Origin of the sequence: Amycolatopsis tucumanensis (genome assembly GCF_021654135.1) — a bacterium.
GTDB classification, from domain to species: Bacteria; Actinomycetota; Actinomycetes; order Mycobacteriales; family Pseudonocardiaceae; genus Amycolatopsis_E; species Amycolatopsis_E tucumanensis.
This window is the reverse complement of sequence record NZ_JAKGSD010000026.1, coordinates 88,803-104,495: the sequence shown is the minus strand read 5'-3', so window position 1 is coordinate 104,495 and position 15,693 is coordinate 88,803. Positions and strand designations below refer to the sequence as shown.

General features: G+C 73.6%; 13 protein-coding genes. 5 read left to right on the top strand and 8 right to left on the bottom strand.

Features of this window, described 5'->3' with window-relative positions; all coding sequences use genetic code 11:
* Positions 1-2: 2 nt before the first annotated feature.
* The 5 genes from L2C96_RS24595 to L2C96_RS24575 form a co-directional block, all read right to left on the bottom strand.
* On the bottom strand, positions 3-1,070 hold the full coding sequence (locus L2C96_RS24595) for an alpha/beta hydrolase (RefSeq protein ID WP_237337960.1): 1,068 nt from the start codon (positions 1,068-1,070) through the stop codon (positions 3-5).
* Positions 1,071-1,169: 99 nt separating this feature from the next.
* Entirely contained in the window at positions 1,170-2,666 is a 1,497-nt protein-coding gene (locus tag L2C96_RS24590; protein WP_237337959.1) for a N,N-dimethylformamidase beta subunit family domain-containing protein, read from the bottom strand.
* Positions 2,663-3,829, bottom strand: a complete 1,167-nt coding sequence (locus L2C96_RS24585; protein ID WP_237337958.1) for an MFS transporter — start codon at positions 3,827-3,829, stop codon at positions 2,663-2,665. Before L2C96_RS24585 ends, L2C96_RS24590 begins: the two co-directional genes overlap by 4 nt.
* Positions 3,826-4,419, bottom strand: coding sequence for a phosphatase PAP2 family protein (locus L2C96_RS24580; protein WP_237337957.1), 594 nt, complete (start codon positions 4,417-4,419; stop codon positions 3,826-3,828). The genes L2C96_RS24585 and L2C96_RS24580 overlap by 4 nt, the downstream gene beginning before the upstream one ends.
* A 10-nt stretch (positions 4,420-4,429) precedes the next feature.
* Positions 4,430-4,978, bottom strand: coding sequence for a Chromate resistance protein ChrB (locus L2C96_RS24575; RefSeq protein ID WP_027929282.1), 549 nt, complete (start codon positions 4,976-4,978; stop codon positions 4,430-4,432).
* 135 nt (positions 4,979-5,113) lie between these two features.
* Between L2C96_RS24575 and L2C96_RS24570 the strand changes: the two genes are divergently transcribed.
* From L2C96_RS24570 to L2C96_RS24555, 4 genes are read left to right on the top strand one after another with little or no spacing between them, the layout of a single operon-like run.
* On the top strand, positions 5,114-6,601 hold the full coding sequence (locus tag L2C96_RS24570; RefSeq protein ID WP_237337956.1) for an FAD-linked oxidase C-terminal domain-containing protein: 1,488 nt from the start codon (positions 5,114-5,116) through the stop codon (positions 6,599-6,601).
* Positions 6,601-7,857 (top strand): FAD-binding oxidoreductase, encoded by a 1,257-nt coding sequence (locus tag L2C96_RS24565; RefSeq protein WP_237337955.1) that lies wholly within the window; start codon positions 6,601-6,603, stop codon positions 7,855-7,857. The genes L2C96_RS24570 and L2C96_RS24565 overlap by 1 nt, the downstream gene beginning before the upstream one ends.
* 1 nt (position 7,858) lies before the next feature.
* Complete coding sequence (locus tag L2C96_RS24560; protein ID WP_237337954.1) at positions 7,859-9,184, top strand: (Fe-S)-binding protein; 1,326 nt, start codon at positions 7,859-7,861, stop codon at positions 9,182-9,184.
* Between the two features lie 8 nt (positions 9,185-9,192).
* Positions 9,193-10,896 carry an L-lactate permease gene (locus L2C96_RS24555; protein WP_237337953.1) on the top strand — a complete coding sequence of 568 codons (1,704 nt, stop codon included), beginning with the start codon at positions 9,193-9,195 and terminating at the stop codon, positions 10,894-10,896.
* A gap of 28 nt (positions 10,897-10,924) precedes the next feature.
* Here the strand turns inward: L2C96_RS24555 and L2C96_RS24550 are convergent, their stop codons facing one another.
* Both L2C96_RS24550 and L2C96_RS24545 read right to left on the bottom strand, forming a co-directional pair.
* Positions 10,925-11,281 carry a TspO/MBR family protein gene (locus L2C96_RS24550; protein ID WP_237337952.1) on the bottom strand — a complete coding sequence of 119 codons (357 nt, stop codon included), beginning with the start codon at positions 11,279-11,281 and terminating at the stop codon, positions 10,925-10,927.
* 34 nt (positions 11,282-11,315) lie between these two features.
* The gene (locus L2C96_RS24545) at positions 11,316-12,917 is read right to left on the bottom strand and encodes an FAD-binding oxidoreductase (RefSeq protein WP_237337951.1); all 1,602 of its coding nucleotides are present in this window, start codon (positions 12,915-12,917) and stop codon (positions 11,316-11,318) included.
* Positions 12,918-13,371: 454 nt separating this feature from the next.
* On the opposite strand from L2C96_RS24545, the gene L2C96_RS24540 reads away from it, so the two are divergent.
* Positions 13,372-14,262, top strand: coding sequence for an AfsR/SARP family transcriptional regulator (locus L2C96_RS24540; RefSeq protein WP_237337950.1), 891 nt, complete (start codon positions 13,372-13,374; stop codon positions 14,260-14,262).
* A 40-nt stretch (positions 14,263-14,302) separates the two neighbouring features.
* Here the strand turns inward: L2C96_RS24540 and L2C96_RS24535 are convergent, their stop codons facing one another.
* Positions 14,303-15,688 carry an acyl-CoA carboxylase subunit beta gene (locus L2C96_RS24535; RefSeq protein ID WP_272883185.1) on the bottom strand — a complete coding sequence of 462 codons (1,386 nt, stop codon included), beginning with the start codon at positions 15,686-15,688 and terminating at the stop codon, positions 14,303-14,305.
* Between the last annotated feature and the right edge of the window lie 5 nt (positions 15,689-15,693).

Below are 15,693 nucleotides of genomic sequence, written 5' to 3'. Positions count from 1 at the left end.
GATCAGCCGCTCACCCGGGACACCAGCCACGGCAGCGCGTCGGCGAAGGCCTGGCGCCACAGGACGAAGTCGTGCCCGCCGCCGGGCACCACCACCAGCCGCGTCGTGATCCCCGCCCGGGCGGCCGCCGGCTCCAGGGTGCGGGCGGCGGCGAGCGGGTCGTCGTCGGCGTCACCGACCTCGAACCACCCGCTGAGCCCGGGGTAGCGCCGGTGGGCCAGCAGCCACGCCGGTTCGTGCGCCTCGAAGTCCACTGTGGAGCCGGCGAACAGTGTGGGGACCGTGTCGCCGAGGTCGTTGCCGTCCCCGGAGCGGGGCCCGGCCAGGCCGCTGAAGTCGGCGAAGGCGGCGAAGGTCTCCGGGTGCCGCAAGGCGAGCGTGAGCGCGCACGAGCCGCCTTCGGACAGCCCGGCGACCGCCCACTGCGCGCCCGGCGGCTGGGTGAAGAACCGGCTGGTGACGAACGCGGGCACGTCCCGGGCCAGGTAGGTCTCGGCCCGCCCGGCCGGGCCGTCGACGCACTCGCTGTCGGCGTCGAACTCCCCGTTGATGTCGGGCATCACCACGATCGGCGCCCTGCCACCGTGGCCGGCGGCCCAGCTGTCCAGAGTGGTCGTCGCGTCGCCGCCGCCGGTCCAGTCGCCCGGCGCCCCGGGCGTGCCGTGGAGCAGCACCACGACGGGCAGCTTCGGGCGGGGACGGGCGAACCACGCGGGCGGGAGGTACACCTGGGCCGGGCGCGCGTCGAAATGCGACGCCGGTCCGGGGATCGTGATCGTGACGAGCCTGCCCGAACCGGGCACGCCGGACTGCCCGAGCTGCCGTAGTGACGCGGCGTCCCGCCCGGGCAGCCCGATCACCTGCCCTACCGTGAGGTAGTAGCCGTAGGAGGCGTTGACCGCGGCGAGCACGTTCACGACGGCCAGCACGAACGCGACGGCGGCCAGGGTGACGCGCGCCCAGCGCCGCCGCAGCCACCAGGCGAGCAGCCCGGCGCCCACGAGCGCGACCAGCAGCAGGACGCGGACCGGCCACCAGCCGGTCAGCGGCGTCTCCGCGAGGACGGTCACGAGGCGCCAATCTAGGCCCCGCACCGCCGCGGCGCACGGGTTCACGATGCCCCCGCGCTCAGCGTCCTCTCAGCGGCCCGCCACCGGACCGGCGCCGGGCTAGTGGATGCCGAGGGCGGCGAGGTTGTCGGCCGCCGGGTGCGCGGCTCCCGTGGGGCCGGCGGCGTAGGCCCGCAACAACCGTTCCGTGATCGCGCGGATGGCCGCGCCCGCGGCAGCGTCGCCGCCGGACTGCGGGCAGCCCGGGTCGAGGCCGCAGATCCAGTACTGGGTGCCCGCGGAGAACACGGCCGCGCCGGACGAGGTCGTGTAGTACGTCGTGTCCGCGAAGTCCGGCTTCCCGCCGCACGTGACCGGCGAGTGGAACAGGACCTCGATCGGGCGTGGCGTCGGCACCGCGAGGTCCACCCGCTCGTACTCATCGCCCACCAGACCGCGCAGGTGCTGTCCGGTGTGGACGATGCCGGCCAGCAGCCAGTTCTGCTCGGCGGCGGCCACCAGGTCGGCGTGCACCGGGTTGCACTGGTAGAAGTTGCCGAGCAGCACGCTTTCCGGCCTCGGGTACGGCGGCGAGCGCCACTCCGGGGTGGCCTCCAGCGGATCGGTCAGCCGGGCCGGATCCTCGCCGAACGACTTGTAGTCGATCTCGACGCGGTCCGGGCCGGTGGCCGACGGCGCGAACCGGATGTGCCGGTAGATCTCGTTGCCGCCCAGGAACGCCAGGTTCACGCCGCGGTCGCGGGCCGCGGTGACGTTCGCGCGCATCGCGCTCGACCAGTACTCGTCGTGGCCCAGGATGATCACGGCGCGGGCGCCGTCGAGCAGGTGCGGATCGGCGTGCAGGTCCACGTCGGTCGCGTAGCCCAGCGGCAGCCCCAGGCTCTCGGCGAACCGCGCCATCGGCAGCTCGAAGTACAGGAAATCGCCCGCGCCCCGCATGTCCCGCGCCTGGTAGGGCCGGTCGAACGAGACGGCGCGGGACCGTTGTGCCTTCCGGCCGCTCGGCGAGTCGTAGAGGCTGTAGCCGCCCCAGCGGTTGTAGGCCTGCCAGGTCGTGACCGCGTTGACGAGGACGATCCGGCCGGCGTTGGACGGGGTGCGCACGGTGAGCGGCACGTACTGCTGGGCCTGGTTGTCGCCGTCCAGGCGCAGCAGGTAGTCCCCCGGCGCCCAGCCCCGCGTCGGCACCTCCAGCGACGGCTGCCACGGCGCCACCACCGTGCTCGTCGGCGCCTGCACCACAGCCGGAGCCTGCACACGGCCCGGCACCGGGGCGGACTGCCACACGCGGAGCGCGTCCGAGCCGGCGTAGGCGCCCATGCGGAACGCGGTCACGGTGAACCGCGCGGCCGTGGTGCTCACGAACAACCGCACGATGTCCCCGGGCAGCGCGCTCGTGCGGTCGGCGTAGCCCTCGATCGCGTGCTCCGGACCGGGATGGGTGATCTCCCAGCCCGGCGTGCCTCGCTCGGCTCCCGGCGCCGGAGCGGGCGGCGCGGGTGTGGGCGCGACTGGCGGCGCAGGCGTGGGTGCGGTGCAGGCCGGCCCGAGCAGCGCCAGCGCGGCGAGGGCGCAGGCGAGCCGGCCGGGCTTCACGACCGCCGCTCCAGACCGGTCGCCACGGCGGCGACCGCCATCACCGCGGCCAGCGTGACCAGCCCGGCGTCCAGCGACGACGTCACGGCCACCGCGCCCACCAGCAGCGGCGCCCCGGCGTCGCCGAGTTCGCGGCCGACCTCGGCGGCGCCCATGGTCTGGCCGAGGCGTTCCGGGGGCGACGTCGCGGCCAGGTGGGCGAACCCGAGCGGGGTGGCGAGACCGACCCCGGCGCCGACGGCCACCGCCGCGCCGAGGACCCCGCCGATCCCGGGCACCAGCGCCGCGATCGTGAGCCCCGCCGCGGCCGCGGCGAGCCCGAGGGCCATGCCCGTGCCCGCTCGCAGCCGGCCCGCGTCGCGGGCGCGTCCGGCCCAGGGCTGGACCAGCGAGGAGCACACCGCCAGCACCGAGACCGCCGCCCCGGTCGCCAGCGGCCCGAGCCCGGCGGCCGCGCCGGTCACGGGGAGGAACCCGACGCCGACGGCCAACGCCCCGGTCGCCCCGGCGAGGGTCGCCGTGGGACGGAGGAAGTTCGCCTGTCCCAGCCGGCGGGCCAGGTCGAGCACCGTCTGGCGGGCGCGGGGCAACGGCGGCACCGCCGGGACGGCCAGCGCCGCCCACAGCGCGGCCAGCACCGCCAGCCCCGCGAGAACGGCGAACAGCAGCGTGAACCCGCCGACCGTGATCAGCGCGCCCCCCAGCACCGGTCCGAGCGTGTAGCCGAGGCCCTTCCACGCGCCGTAACCCCCGAACGCCCGCCCCTGCCGCTTCGCCGGGGAGAGCCGGGCGACCAAGGCCCCTGCCGCGGGCGAGAACGCCGCGGCGGCGGCGCCCTGTCCCAGGCGCGTCAGCCCGACCAGCGCCGGGTTGCCCGCCACCACGAACGCGGCGGACGCGACCGCGAACGCCAGCAACCCACCCAGCAGCACCGGGCGCGGCCCGATGCGGTCGGCCAGCGACCCGAACACGGGTTTCAGCACGACCTCCGCCCCGTCGTAGACGGCGAGCAGCAGCCCGAGCGTGAGCAGGGAGGCGTGCTGGCCGTGGGTGTAGGCGCCCAGCCCGGCGGCGATGCTGTGCGCGCCGAAGGCGGTGACGAACCCGGCCGCGTACAGGGGCCGCAACGCGCGCCGGTGGGTGGTGGTGCCGGTTCCGGTCATGCCGAGCCCTTCTGCGGGGCGGTCGTCAGCAGCGGCCGCAGCGGGGAGCGCTCGGCCAGGCGGAGCAGCCACTCCAGCGGCCGCCGCACCACCAGGTAACCGGCCAGGCTCACCACGGCGCCCAGGACGAGCCCGGCGAGCACGTCCCCGGGGTAGTGCGCGGCGATGTACACCCGCGAGAAGGCCATCACGACCGCGGCCACCGCGGCGATCACGCCGAGGCTCCGCCGCACCAGGAACAGTCCCGCGGTCACCGCGCCCGCCATCACGGCGTGGTCGCTCGGGAAGGACGGGTCGGTGCTGCGGTGCGCCAGCACGAGAACACCCGGCATCGCCGCGTAGGGCCGGGCCTCGCCGACCAGGTCGGCGACCGGCTGGTTCACGCCGAGCGCGGCGAGCATGCCCAGCGGGGTCCAGATCGCGGCGGCCATCGTCGGCACGGCCGCCTGCCCGCGGGCCGACCACCAGCCCGCCACCATCAGCGCCGCGAACACGACCAGCCCGTAGGCCGCATACCCCACCACGACCGCGTGCAGCCACGGCGTGCCGCGGGCGAAATCGTTGACCCAGAGGAAGAGCTGAGTGTTCACCGCCACCTCCTCACATCTGGTGCAACGCCTCGAAGACCTGCTCCGTGTAGTCCGCCAGCCGCGCCGTGCACCGCTCCAGCCGCTCGGCGGCTTCCGCGGCACGAGGGGCCCCGAACACATCGCGCGCCTTGAGGTCCCGGTGCCACCGGCGCAGCCGCTCCAGGCTCTGCTCCTCCTCCTCGAGCTCGGCCATCGTGAACTTGCGGTGGGCGATCTCCTTGTCGATCTCGGCCTCGAACTTGCCGCAGTCGGCCAGGAACTCCGCCCACTCCTCCTCACGGTCGGCCGTGAACAGCGCCTCCAGGCGCGCGCCGTCCTCCTCGGCGCGCCCGGCGGCGTCGAGGACGACCACCTCGCCGCCGCCGCGCCCGGCCAGTTCGCGCACGCGCGACACGCCGTCGGCGAACCCCGGCACGTCGGGGACCGCCCACGTGCCCTGGCCCAGCGACAACGCGCCGACCCGCCGCAACTCCCGCCACACGGCCACCCGGTGCCGCGACGGCGAGGCGGGGACCCGCACCACCAGCACCAGCCAGCGGACCGGCTTCACATCTGTCACAGACAGCAATGTAGCACCTGTTACACACGGTTTGACGGCGCCGGAGCCGGATCCTACGGTTTCACCAGGACATCGACGTCCCCGCGAGTCGATCGGCCCGTCCACACCCGTTGCAAGCCAGCACGGAGGGCGCGCATGACAATCGACGAGGCACCGGCCCGCCGGTCCGCGATCACCGGGCTGGCCAGGCGGTTGCGCACGGCTCTGGGCCCGGACGCGGTGATCGACGACCACCAGCGGCTGCGCACCTACGAATGCGACGGGCTCGCCCACTACAAGGTCACCCCCGCCCTCGTGGTCCTGCCCGCCGACGCGACCGGGGTCGTGACGACCGTGCGGGCCTGCGCCGAGGCCGGCGTCCCGTTCGTCGCGCGCGGTTCCGGCACCGGGCTGTCCGGCGGCGCCCTCCCGCACGCCGACGGCGTCCTGATCGTCACCTCCCGGTTGCGCCGCATCGTCGAGATCGATCCGGCGAACCAGCGCGCCGTCGTCGAACCCGGGGTGATCAACCTCGACATCACCAGGGCGGCCGGGGCCGACGGCTACTACTACGCACCCGATCCCTCCAGCCAGCAGATCTGTTCCATCGGCGGCAACCTCGCCGAGAACTCCGGCGGCGCGCACTGCCTGAAGTACGGGTTCACCACCAACCACGTCACCGGCGCGGAGTTCGTCGCCCCGGACGGGGAGGTCGTGCGGCTCGGCGGCAAGGCCCCCGACGCGACGGGGTACGACCTGCTCGGCGCGATCGTCGGCTCGGAAGGAACGCTCGGGGTGGTCACCGAGGTGACCGTGCGGCTGGTCCGGCTCCCCGAGGCCGTGCGGACGCTGCTGGCCGGCTTCCCGGGCACCGACGACGCCGGCGCCGCGACCTCGGCCGTCATCGGCGCCGGCGTGGTGCCCGCCGCGATGGAGATGATGGACGCGCTCGCGATCGAGGCCGCCGAGGCCGCGGTGCGCTGCGGGTACCCGGCCGGGGCGGGCGCGGTCCTGATCGTGGAGCTGGACGGGCCCGCGGCGGAGGTGGACGCGCAGTTCGCCGAGGTCGAGCGCCACTGCCGGGCGCACGGTGCGTTCGAGATCCGCATCGCCGCCGACGACGCGGAGCGCGCGAGCTTCTGGCGGGGCCGCAAGTCGGCGTTCGCGGCCGTCGGGCGGATCAGCCCGGACTACATCGTCCAGGACGGCGTCATCCCGCGGACCGTGCTGGCCGAGGTCCTGCACCGCATCGCGGAGCTGTCGCGGGACACCGGGATCCGGGTCGCCAACGTCTTCCACGCCGGCGACGGGAACCTGCACCCGCTGGTGCTGTTCGACGACTCGGTGCCCGGCGAGGCCGAGCGCGCCGAGGAGGTCTCCGGCGCGATCCTGGACCTGTGCATCGAGCACGGCGGCTCGATCACCGGCGAGCACGGCGTCGGCTCGGACAAGGCGAAGTTCATGCCCCGCATGTTCACCGAGGCCGACCTCGACACGATGCAGCTGCTGCGGTGCGCGTTCGACCCGGACGGGCTGGCCAACCCCGGCAAGATCTTCCCCACCCCCCGGCTGTGCGGGGAGGTGCCGGGACGGCACAAGGGTGCGCACCCGTTGCAGGACGCGGGAATCGCCGAGGTGTTCTGATGCGCGCGGCCGGGGACGTGGTGCTCGGCGAACTGTCGGCGACCGCCGCCGCGTGGCCCGCCGGGGAGGCCGACCACGTCGACGGGGTGCCCGCCCGCCTGGTCGCCGCACCGTCCACCACGGACGAGGCCGCAGCCGTGATGCGGATCGCCGCGCAGCACGGGCTCGCGGTCGTGCCGCGCGGCACCCGCACGAAGCTGACCTGGGGCCGCCCACCCGAACGCGCCGACCTCGTCCTCGACACCAGGCGGATGGACCGGATCGTCGAGCACCGCGCGGGCGACCTCGTCGTGCACGTCCAGGCCGGGGCGCGGCTCGACGCGGTGCAGGAACACCTCGCGCCGGCCGGGCAGCGGCTGGGCATCTCGCCGGTGCTGCCACCGGGCGCCGGGCCGGGCACCGCGGGCGGGGTGATCGCGACCGCCGCCACCGGCCCGCTGCGGCTGTCCCACGGCGCGGTCCGCGACCTGCTCATCGGCATCACCCTCGTGCGCGCCGACGGGACGGTCGCCAAGGCAGGCGGGAAGGTCGTCAAGAACGTGGCCGGGTACGACCTCGGCAAGCTGCTCACCGGCTCGTGGGGAACGCTCGGGCTGGTCACCGAGGCCGTGTTCCGCCTGCACCCGCTGCCGCGGGCGGCGCGGTGGGTCGTCGTCGGCGTCGCGTCCGCGGCCGACGCGCACGACAAGGTCCAGCGTGTGGTGCACTCCCAGGTCGTCGCGAGCGCGCTGGAACTCGACCGCCCCGCCGGCGACCCCGCCGCGCTGGCGGTCCTCGTCGAAGGCATCCCCGAGGGCGTCGACGGCCGCGTGCGCACCCTGCTCGACCTGCTCGGTGGTGACGCGACGGCCGCCGGCGAGCCCCCGGCGTGGTGGTGCCACGCACCGTGGGCGGCCGGCGAGGTGGCCCTGCGGCTCACCCACGAGATCGCCGGGCTGCCCCGGCTGCTCGACGCCGTCGACGACACCGCGCGGCGGTGCGGCCTGCGCGCGGCGGTGCGCGGCTCGGCCGGGGTCGGCGTTCTGCACGCCGGGATCCCCGCGGACCCCGGCGCGGTTCCCGCGTTCGTCGCGCGGTTGCGCGAGCTGTCGCCGTCGTGGAGCGGGGACGTCGTCGTGCTGGACGCGCCACCGCGGGTCAAGACCGCGCTGGACGTGTGGGGACCGGTCCGCGGGCTCACCCTGATGCGGCGCGTCAAGGACCAGTTCGACCCGGCTCGGCTGATGGCCCCCGGACGGTTCGCAGGAGGGATCTGAGATGACCGGGCCCGCGTTCGACGACCACCACCCGCCCTCGGCCGATCTCCTGGACGACTGCGTGCACTGCGGGTTCTGCCTGCCCACCTGCCCGACCTACCAGCTGTGGGGCGAGGAGATGGACTCGCCGCGCGGCCGGATCTACCTCATGGGCCTGGGCGTCGAGGACGAGCCGATGACACCGGAGATGGTGCAGCACTTCGACGCCTGCCTCGGCTGCATGGCGTGCGTGACCGCCTGCCCCTCCGGCGTCCGGTACGACAAGCTGATCGAAGCGACCCGCGCCCAGGTCGAGCGCCGTCACCCGCGCTCGCGCCGCGACCGCCTGCTGCGCCGCACGATCTTCAGCGTCTTCCCCTACCCGCGGCGGCTGCACGCCCTGCGCGGGCCGTTGCGCGCCTACCAGGCCAGTGGCCTCGGCGGCCCGGTCCGCCGCGTGCTGGGCCGCGCCTTCCCCCGCCTGGCCGCGCTGGAATCGCTCGCGCCTCCACTGGGACGGTTCCAGCGCGTCCCGGAAGGGATCCGCGCGCGCGGCACGCGCCGCGGCACCGTGGGCATGTTGCTCGGGTGCGTGCAGCGCGAGTTCTTCCCCGGCGTCAACGCGGCCACCGCGCGCGTGCTCGCCGCCGAGGGATTCGACGTCGTCGCGCCCGCCGTCCAGGGCTGCTGCGGTGCGCTCAGCGTCCACAACGGCCGCGAGGACGAGGCACAGTCCTTCGCACGCAAGCTGATCGACGTCTTCGACGGGTCCGGCGCCGACTGGATCGCGGTCAACGCCGCCGGGTGCGGATCGGCCATGAAGGAGTACGGCGACCTCCTCGCCGACGACCCCAACTACGCGCAGCGAGCGCGCGAGTTCAGCGCCCGCGTGCGGGACGTGTCCGAACTGCTCGCCGAGCAGGGGACGGTGGCGCGGCGGCACCCCCTCCCGGTCGCCATCGCCTACCACGACGCCTGCCACCTCGCCCACGCCCAGGGCATCCGGTCGCAGCCGCGCCGCCTGCTGCACGACATCCCCGGCCTGACACTGCGCGAGATCCCCGAACCCGAGATCTGCTGCGGTTCCGCGGGGATCTACAACATCCTCAACCCGGAAGCCGGGGGTGACCTCGGCGAGCGCAAGGCGCGCAACGTGCTGGCCACCGGTGCGCCGCTGCTGGTCACCGCCAACCCCGGGTGCCTGATGCAGGTGGCCGCCGCGCTCGACGCTTTCGGCGAGCCCGTGCGGCTCGCCCACACGATCGAGGTGCTGGACGCCTCGATCCGGGGACTCCCGGCCGACGGGGTCGGGTGGGCGCGTTCGCGCCGGCACGCTCCACATCCGTGAGGTGATCGATGTACCGCCAGGTTCTCGACCCGGTCGCCGGGTCGCTCGCGTGGTCGTCGCTCGTCGCGGCGATCCCGCTGCTCACCCTGTTCGTGCTGCTCGGAATCCTGCGCATGACCGCGTGGCTGGCCGCGCTGATCTCACTGGCGGTCGCCCTGGTGGTTGCCATCGTGGTCTACCCGATGCCCGCCGGGCCCGCGTTCCTCGCCGCGTCCGAGGGTGCGGCGTTCGGGTTCTTCCCGATCCTGTGGATCGTGATCAACGCGATCTGGATCTACAACATGACGGTGGCGACCGGGCACTTCGACGTGCTGCGCCGCTCGTTCGCGCGCGTCAGCGACGACCAGCGGCTCCAGGGCGTCATCATCGCGTTCTCCTTCGGTGCTCTGCTGGAGGCGCTGGCCGGGTTCGGCACGCCGGTGGCGATCACCAGCGTCATGCTGATCGCGCTGGGATTCCGGCCGATCAAGGCCGCCGCCGTCGCCCTGGTCGCCAACACCGCGCCGGTGGCGTTCGGGGCGCTGGCCGTCCCGATCACCACCCTGGCGACCGTGACCGGCCTGCCCTTGCACGACCTGTCCTCGATGGTCGGGCGCCAGACCCCGGTGCTCGGCGTGTTCGTGCCGCTCGCGCTGGTGTTCATCATCGACGGCAGGCGTGGCCTGCGGCAGACCTGGCCGGCCGCGCTCGTGTGCGGCGTGGTGTTCGCGCTCGCCCAGTTCGCCACCTCGAACTACGTCGGCGCGCCGCTCACCGACATCGTCGCCGCCCTGCTCTCCGCCGGCGCGATGGTGCTGTTCCTGCGGGTGTGGCACCCCGCCGAGTCCTATGTGGAGGGCACCGGGGTGCGCACGACCACCGCCGGTGCGGCCGGCGCGGCCGGCACCGAGCGGGCCGGCGGATCCACCACCACCATGGAGCGCCCAGCGCGGCCACCGGCCGGTGGAGCGGGGAACGGCGGTGAGCGGGACAGCGGGGCCGAAGTCTTCCGCGCCTACGCGCCGTACCTGATCATCATCGCGGTGTTCGCGCTCGCTCAGATCCCGGCGATCAAGGACGCCCTGACGAGCGTGACGAAGACGTTCAACTGGCCGGGCCTGCACATCCAGTCCAGCAGCGGGAAGCCCTCGACGCTGTCGCAGTTCAAGTTCGACTGGCTGGACGCCGCGGGCACCCTGCTGATCATCGCGGGGTTGCTCACCATCCCGGTGATCGGCATCCGGCCGGCCCGCGCCCTGCGCGCCTACCTGGCCACCTACCGCCAGCTGGCGACGGCGATCGTCACCGTGATGGCCGTGCTCGCCCTGGCCTACGTCATGAACGCCAGCGGCCAGACCGCCACGCTGGGCACCTGGATGGCCGGTGCCGGCGGGGTCTTCGCGCTGATCTCGCCGATCCTCGGCTGGCTGGGCGTCGCCGTGACCGGCTCGGACACCTCGTCGAACTCGCTGTTCGGGGCGCTGCAGGTGGTCGCGGCCAACAAGGCCGGCCTGTCGGCGACACTGCTGGCCGCGGCGAACTCCTCCGGTGGCGTGCTCGGCAAGATGATCAGCCCGCAGAACCTCGCGATCGCGGCCGCGGCGGTCGGGATGACCGGCCGCGAGGGCGACCCGTTCCGGCGGGTGCTGGTCTGGAGCCTCGTGTTCGTCGCGGTCATGTGCCTGCTGGTGTACCTCCAGTCCACGGCGGTGCTCGGGTGGATGGTGCCCTGAGCGAGGACCCCGAGACGACGGACGCGAGTCAGGACGCGCCGCCGGGATCGCCCACCGCGGCGGTGAGTGCCGTCGCGTAGAGGCTCCACGCCAGGTACGGGGCGAGCAAACCCGCCGCGGCCCGGCCCCGGCGTGCCGCGGCCGCGATCTCCGCCGCGACCGCGGCGTCGAGCGCCGCGACGACCGCCAGGGAGAGTTTCTTCTTCCGCAGCGTGAAAAACGCCGGCGGCCACGAGGCGTTCAACGCGAGCTGGCCGGCGTGCAGGCCCAGCACCGTCGCGCCCGCGCGACGGGTCCACAGCCGCCACCCGGCGACCCCGATCGCGGCGTACAGCGTGGTCCAGACCGGTCCGGACGCCCCCGCCGGTGGCGCCCAGCCGGTCACCGCGATCCCGATCCGGTGGCATCACGCGCGATGATCAGGACGGCCGCACCGAGAGGTCGTGGTTGAACACGTCCAGCGGGTCCCAGGTTCGCTTCACCGCCTGCAGCCGCGCGTAGTTGTCCTTGTAGTAGAGCGTGTACCAGGGCACCCCGGAGGTGTTGCGGTCCGGATCGGCGAGGTCGACGTCGGGGTAGTTGATGTAGGCACCGTCGCTCACGTCGCCGCTGACCGGGGCCCCGCCGGTGGCCGCGAAGAGATCCTCGTAGAGCTCGCGCACCCATCCGATGTGGACGGAGTCCTCCGCCGGATCGCTCCAGGACACCGAGTACTGCGCCTTGATGATCGAGTCCCGCTGCGGGATCGCGGTCGCCGTGGGGGCCACGGCGTTGATCGCGCCGCCGTAGCTGGCCAGCAGGATCGACGCCGACGTGCCGGCGTAGTCGGTCCTGGTCAGGTGGGAGTGGATCGCCGCGAGCTGACCGGTGTCGAAACCCCGGCGCACGTACGACGACTTGTTCTTGACCCGCTTGCCCACCCCGGCGCCGAAGTCCGCGAACCCCAGCCGGTTCTTGGCGAGCAGCCACGGCAGCGCACCGGTGCTGGAGACAGGTGTGACCCCGACGCCGTCGGTGATCGCCGCGACGAAGCCGGCCAGCAGCCTCTGCGCGTCGGAGCGGGTACCGTCGAGCTGGACGGTCAGCGCGGGGTTGCCGGTCTTGACGTGGTTGAGCCACAGGGTCGCGAACAACGACGCGTACGGTGAGCCGGGTGCGCTGTTGGCTTCGTGCCAGCGGTTGAAGTTGCCGACGAGCCGGGTGAAAGACGTCTCGGTCAGCGCGCTCCACGGCCAGCTGAGCTGGCTGAACAGGATCGTGGCCGGCGGCTTGGGCAGCAGTGCGGCCGGATCGGTGCCGCTCGCCCCGGGCGAGCGCAGCCAGTACCGGGTGACGACGCCGAAGTTCCCGCCGCCACCGCCGGTGTGGGCCCACCACAGCTCGTGCCGCGGGTCGGCGGGATCGGCGGTGGCCAGGACGGTGCGCGGCGTGCTGTCGGAGCCGACGACCACCACTTCGACCGCCGCGAGGTGGTCCACCACGAGACCGAACAACCGGGACAGGGCGCCATAACCGCCACCGCTGATGTGCCCACCCACGCCAACCTGCGGGCACACCCCGCCCGGCACGGTCACGCCCCACCCGCGGTAGAGCGTGTCGTACACCTGCCCGAGCGTCGCCCCCGCCTCGACGGCGAAGGCGTTGCGGGCGGCGTCGAAGTACACGCCGTTGTACTCGGCGAGGTCGATCACCGCGTCGACGCCGGGGTTGTTGACGAATCCCTCGAGGCAGTGCCCGCCCGAGCGCACCGCGAGACGCCGGCCCGCGCGCAGAGCCTCCCCGACGGCCTGCTCGATCTGAGTCGCCGAACCGGCCAGCCGGTAGTAGTCAGGGCTGCCGAGGAACCGGTAGTTGTACCCGCCGGTCAGGCTGGCGTACCGCGGGTCGGACGGCCGGACCGTGACCGGGCCGAAACCGGTCGCAGCGTCGGCCGCGGTGGCCGCGCCGCCCACGCCGGCGACGGCCCCCAGACCGATCGCGGCCGATCCCGCCACGAAACCCCGTCGCGTCACTGTGCCCATCGATCGACTCCCTTTCTCCCTGAACATCCTCGAGACAATGCGCCGACCCCCTGGAGAGCGGCTGGAGTTCCACTGGCGTTACCGCACTGTTTCGACGCAGCTTGTTCGAAATCAGGTTCGAGCCGGATAGCTGATCACCAGCAGACTGTCATCGTGATCTAGTTCACAGCCCAGTGGGTGAACGGAATCCTCCGGTCCATTCGGTCGGTGACTCCCGAACGCTAGAATCTCAAGGGTTTTCCATTAACAACCCGAGGAGGCGATCGCCACTCGACGATCCGGTGTCCACTCGATCACGGACTCACCCGACGACGGTTCGATCCAGGGGTAGGTCGTCGACGGGACCGCGGGAAGAATCCACGACGCGCAGAGAGGTTTCCTTGTACGAAACGATGTGGAGAAAAAGATCGCGGCTGACACTCGGTACGGTTCTCGGAAATGGGGGGTCTGAGAAATGATGAGTTACGAGGTACTCGGCCCGCTGGCGGTCAACGACCACGGCGAGGCGTTCACACCCACCGCGCCCAAGCAGCGGCAGCTGCTGGCTTTCCTGCTGCTCAACGCGAACACGGTGGTGTCGATCGAATCGTGCATCGCCGAGCTGTGGGAGGACAACCCGCCCTCCAGCGCGGCGTCGACGTTGCAGACCTACGTCCTGCAGCTGCGGCGGTTGCTAGCGTCCCTGCCGTCGGTCGGCTCGGCGCCGTGCGCCAAGGACGTCCTGCGGACGCGATCGCGCGGTTACCTGTTGCGGGTGGCGCCCGGTCAGCTCGACGTCGACGAGTTCAACTCCTACGCCGCCCAGGGCCGCGCGGCGCTCGCCCGGCGCGACGACGGCTGCGCCGCCCTGTTCTTCCGCCGGGCGCTGTCGGTCTGGCACGGTGAACCGCTCGCCGATGTCGCGCTCGGGCCCCGGCTGCGGGCCTGGGTCGCGGGCCTGGAGGAGCGGCGGCTGGGCGCGCTCGAGCAACGCATCGAGGCGGACCTGCGGCTCGGCACGCACCACGAGGTGCTCGCGGAGCTGACCGCGCTCGTCGCGGCGCATCCCACCCACGAGAACTTCCACGCGCAGCTGGTGCTGGCGCTCTACCGGTGCGGCCGCCAGGCGCAGGCCCTGCAGGTCATCGCGCGGCTGCGGTCCGTCCTCAACACGGAGCTGGGCCTGGAACCCTCGGCCCGCATGCAGCAGCTGCACCAGGCCGTGCTGACGTGCGACGCCCGGCTCGACGCGTCGGTGGAATGGCCCGAATCGGTGCTGTCACTGGATCTGCTCGCCGAACGACGGGGCGAACTGGCCGATCTGGCGCCCGGCTTCGCCCGGTGCCTCGAAGGATCGTCGGCCTGACCACGGTGTGCCGCCCCGGGCCCCCGGGGCGGCACACCGCTCACAACGGGATGTTGCCGTGGACGCCGCGCGCCGGGCCGCGCTCGTGCAGCGCCCGCGCGACCGCGCCGCGGGTCCGGTCCGGTTCCACGACCTCGTCGACCACACCCAGCTCGACCGCGGCGCGCACCCCGCCGGTCTCCCGCTCGTGCTCAGCCACCAGCCGTTCCTCGAGTGCCACCCGGTCCTGTGCCGCCGCCAGCTCACGCCGTCGCAGCAACCGGACCGCGGCGGTCGCACCCATGACGGCCACCTCCGCGCCCGGCCACGCGATCACGTGGTCCGCACCGAGCCCGCGGCAGTTCATGGCGATGTAGGCGCCGCCGTAGGCCTTGCGCAGGATCACGCTCACCCGCGGAACGGTCGCCTCGGCGAACGCGTGCAGCAGCTTCGCCCCGCGCCGCACCACGCCACCCCACTCCTCCTTGACGCCGGGCAGGTAGCCGGGCACATCCACGAGCACGACCAGCGGGATGCCGAACGCGTCGCACATGCGCACGAACCGGGCCGCCTTCTCCGCCGACTGTGAATCCAGGCAGCCGCCCTTGCGGATCGGGTTGCTGGCCACCACGCCGACGGTCGCGCCGCCCAGCCTGCCCAGCGCGGTGACGATGTTGCGCGCCCAGCCGGCGTGCAGCTCCTCCGGCGGCCCGTCGAGCAGGGCCTCGACCACCGGGTGCACGTCGTAAGCCCGCCTGGCCCGTTCCGGCAGCAGGTGGGCGAAGGGCCGGTCGGGTACCCGGGCGGGGTCGATCCGCCCTGGCGCGGCCAGCAGTTCCACGATCGCCGCGGCCCGCGCCAGGGCGTCGGGTTCGGATCGCGCGACGACGTGGGTGACGCCGCTGGTTCGCCCGTGCTGCCCCGGCCCGCCGAGGCTGTCCGCGTCGATCTCCTCGCCGGTGACCTCCCGGATGATCCCGGGCCCGGTGATGAACACCCGCGCCTCCGGCGCCATGATCACCACGTCGGTGAGCGCGGGCCCGTAGGCGGCCCCGCCCGCGGCGGCGCCGAGCACGACGGAGACCTGCGGGATCCGGCCCGAGGCCCGCGTCATCGCCGCGAACACGCGCGACACCGCGTGCAGGCTGCCGATGCCGTCCTGCAGCCGGGCGCCACCGGAGTGCCACAGCCCGACCACGGGCAGCCCGGCCTCCAGCGCGTGCTCGTAAGCGGCGACGATGATGTCGCAGTTGCCCGCCGACATCGCCCCGGCGCTGACCCGCGGGTCGAGCGCGAAGACCGCACACACCACGCCGCGGAGCTGGGCGATGGCCCACACCCCGCCGTCCCGGTCGCCCCGGGGCACGACCGTGCCCGGGTCGGCGAGGGCCCCGATCCGCGCCAGCGGGGCGCGGGCGTCCTGTTCCGTTCCCGCGACGGCCGTCATCGCCG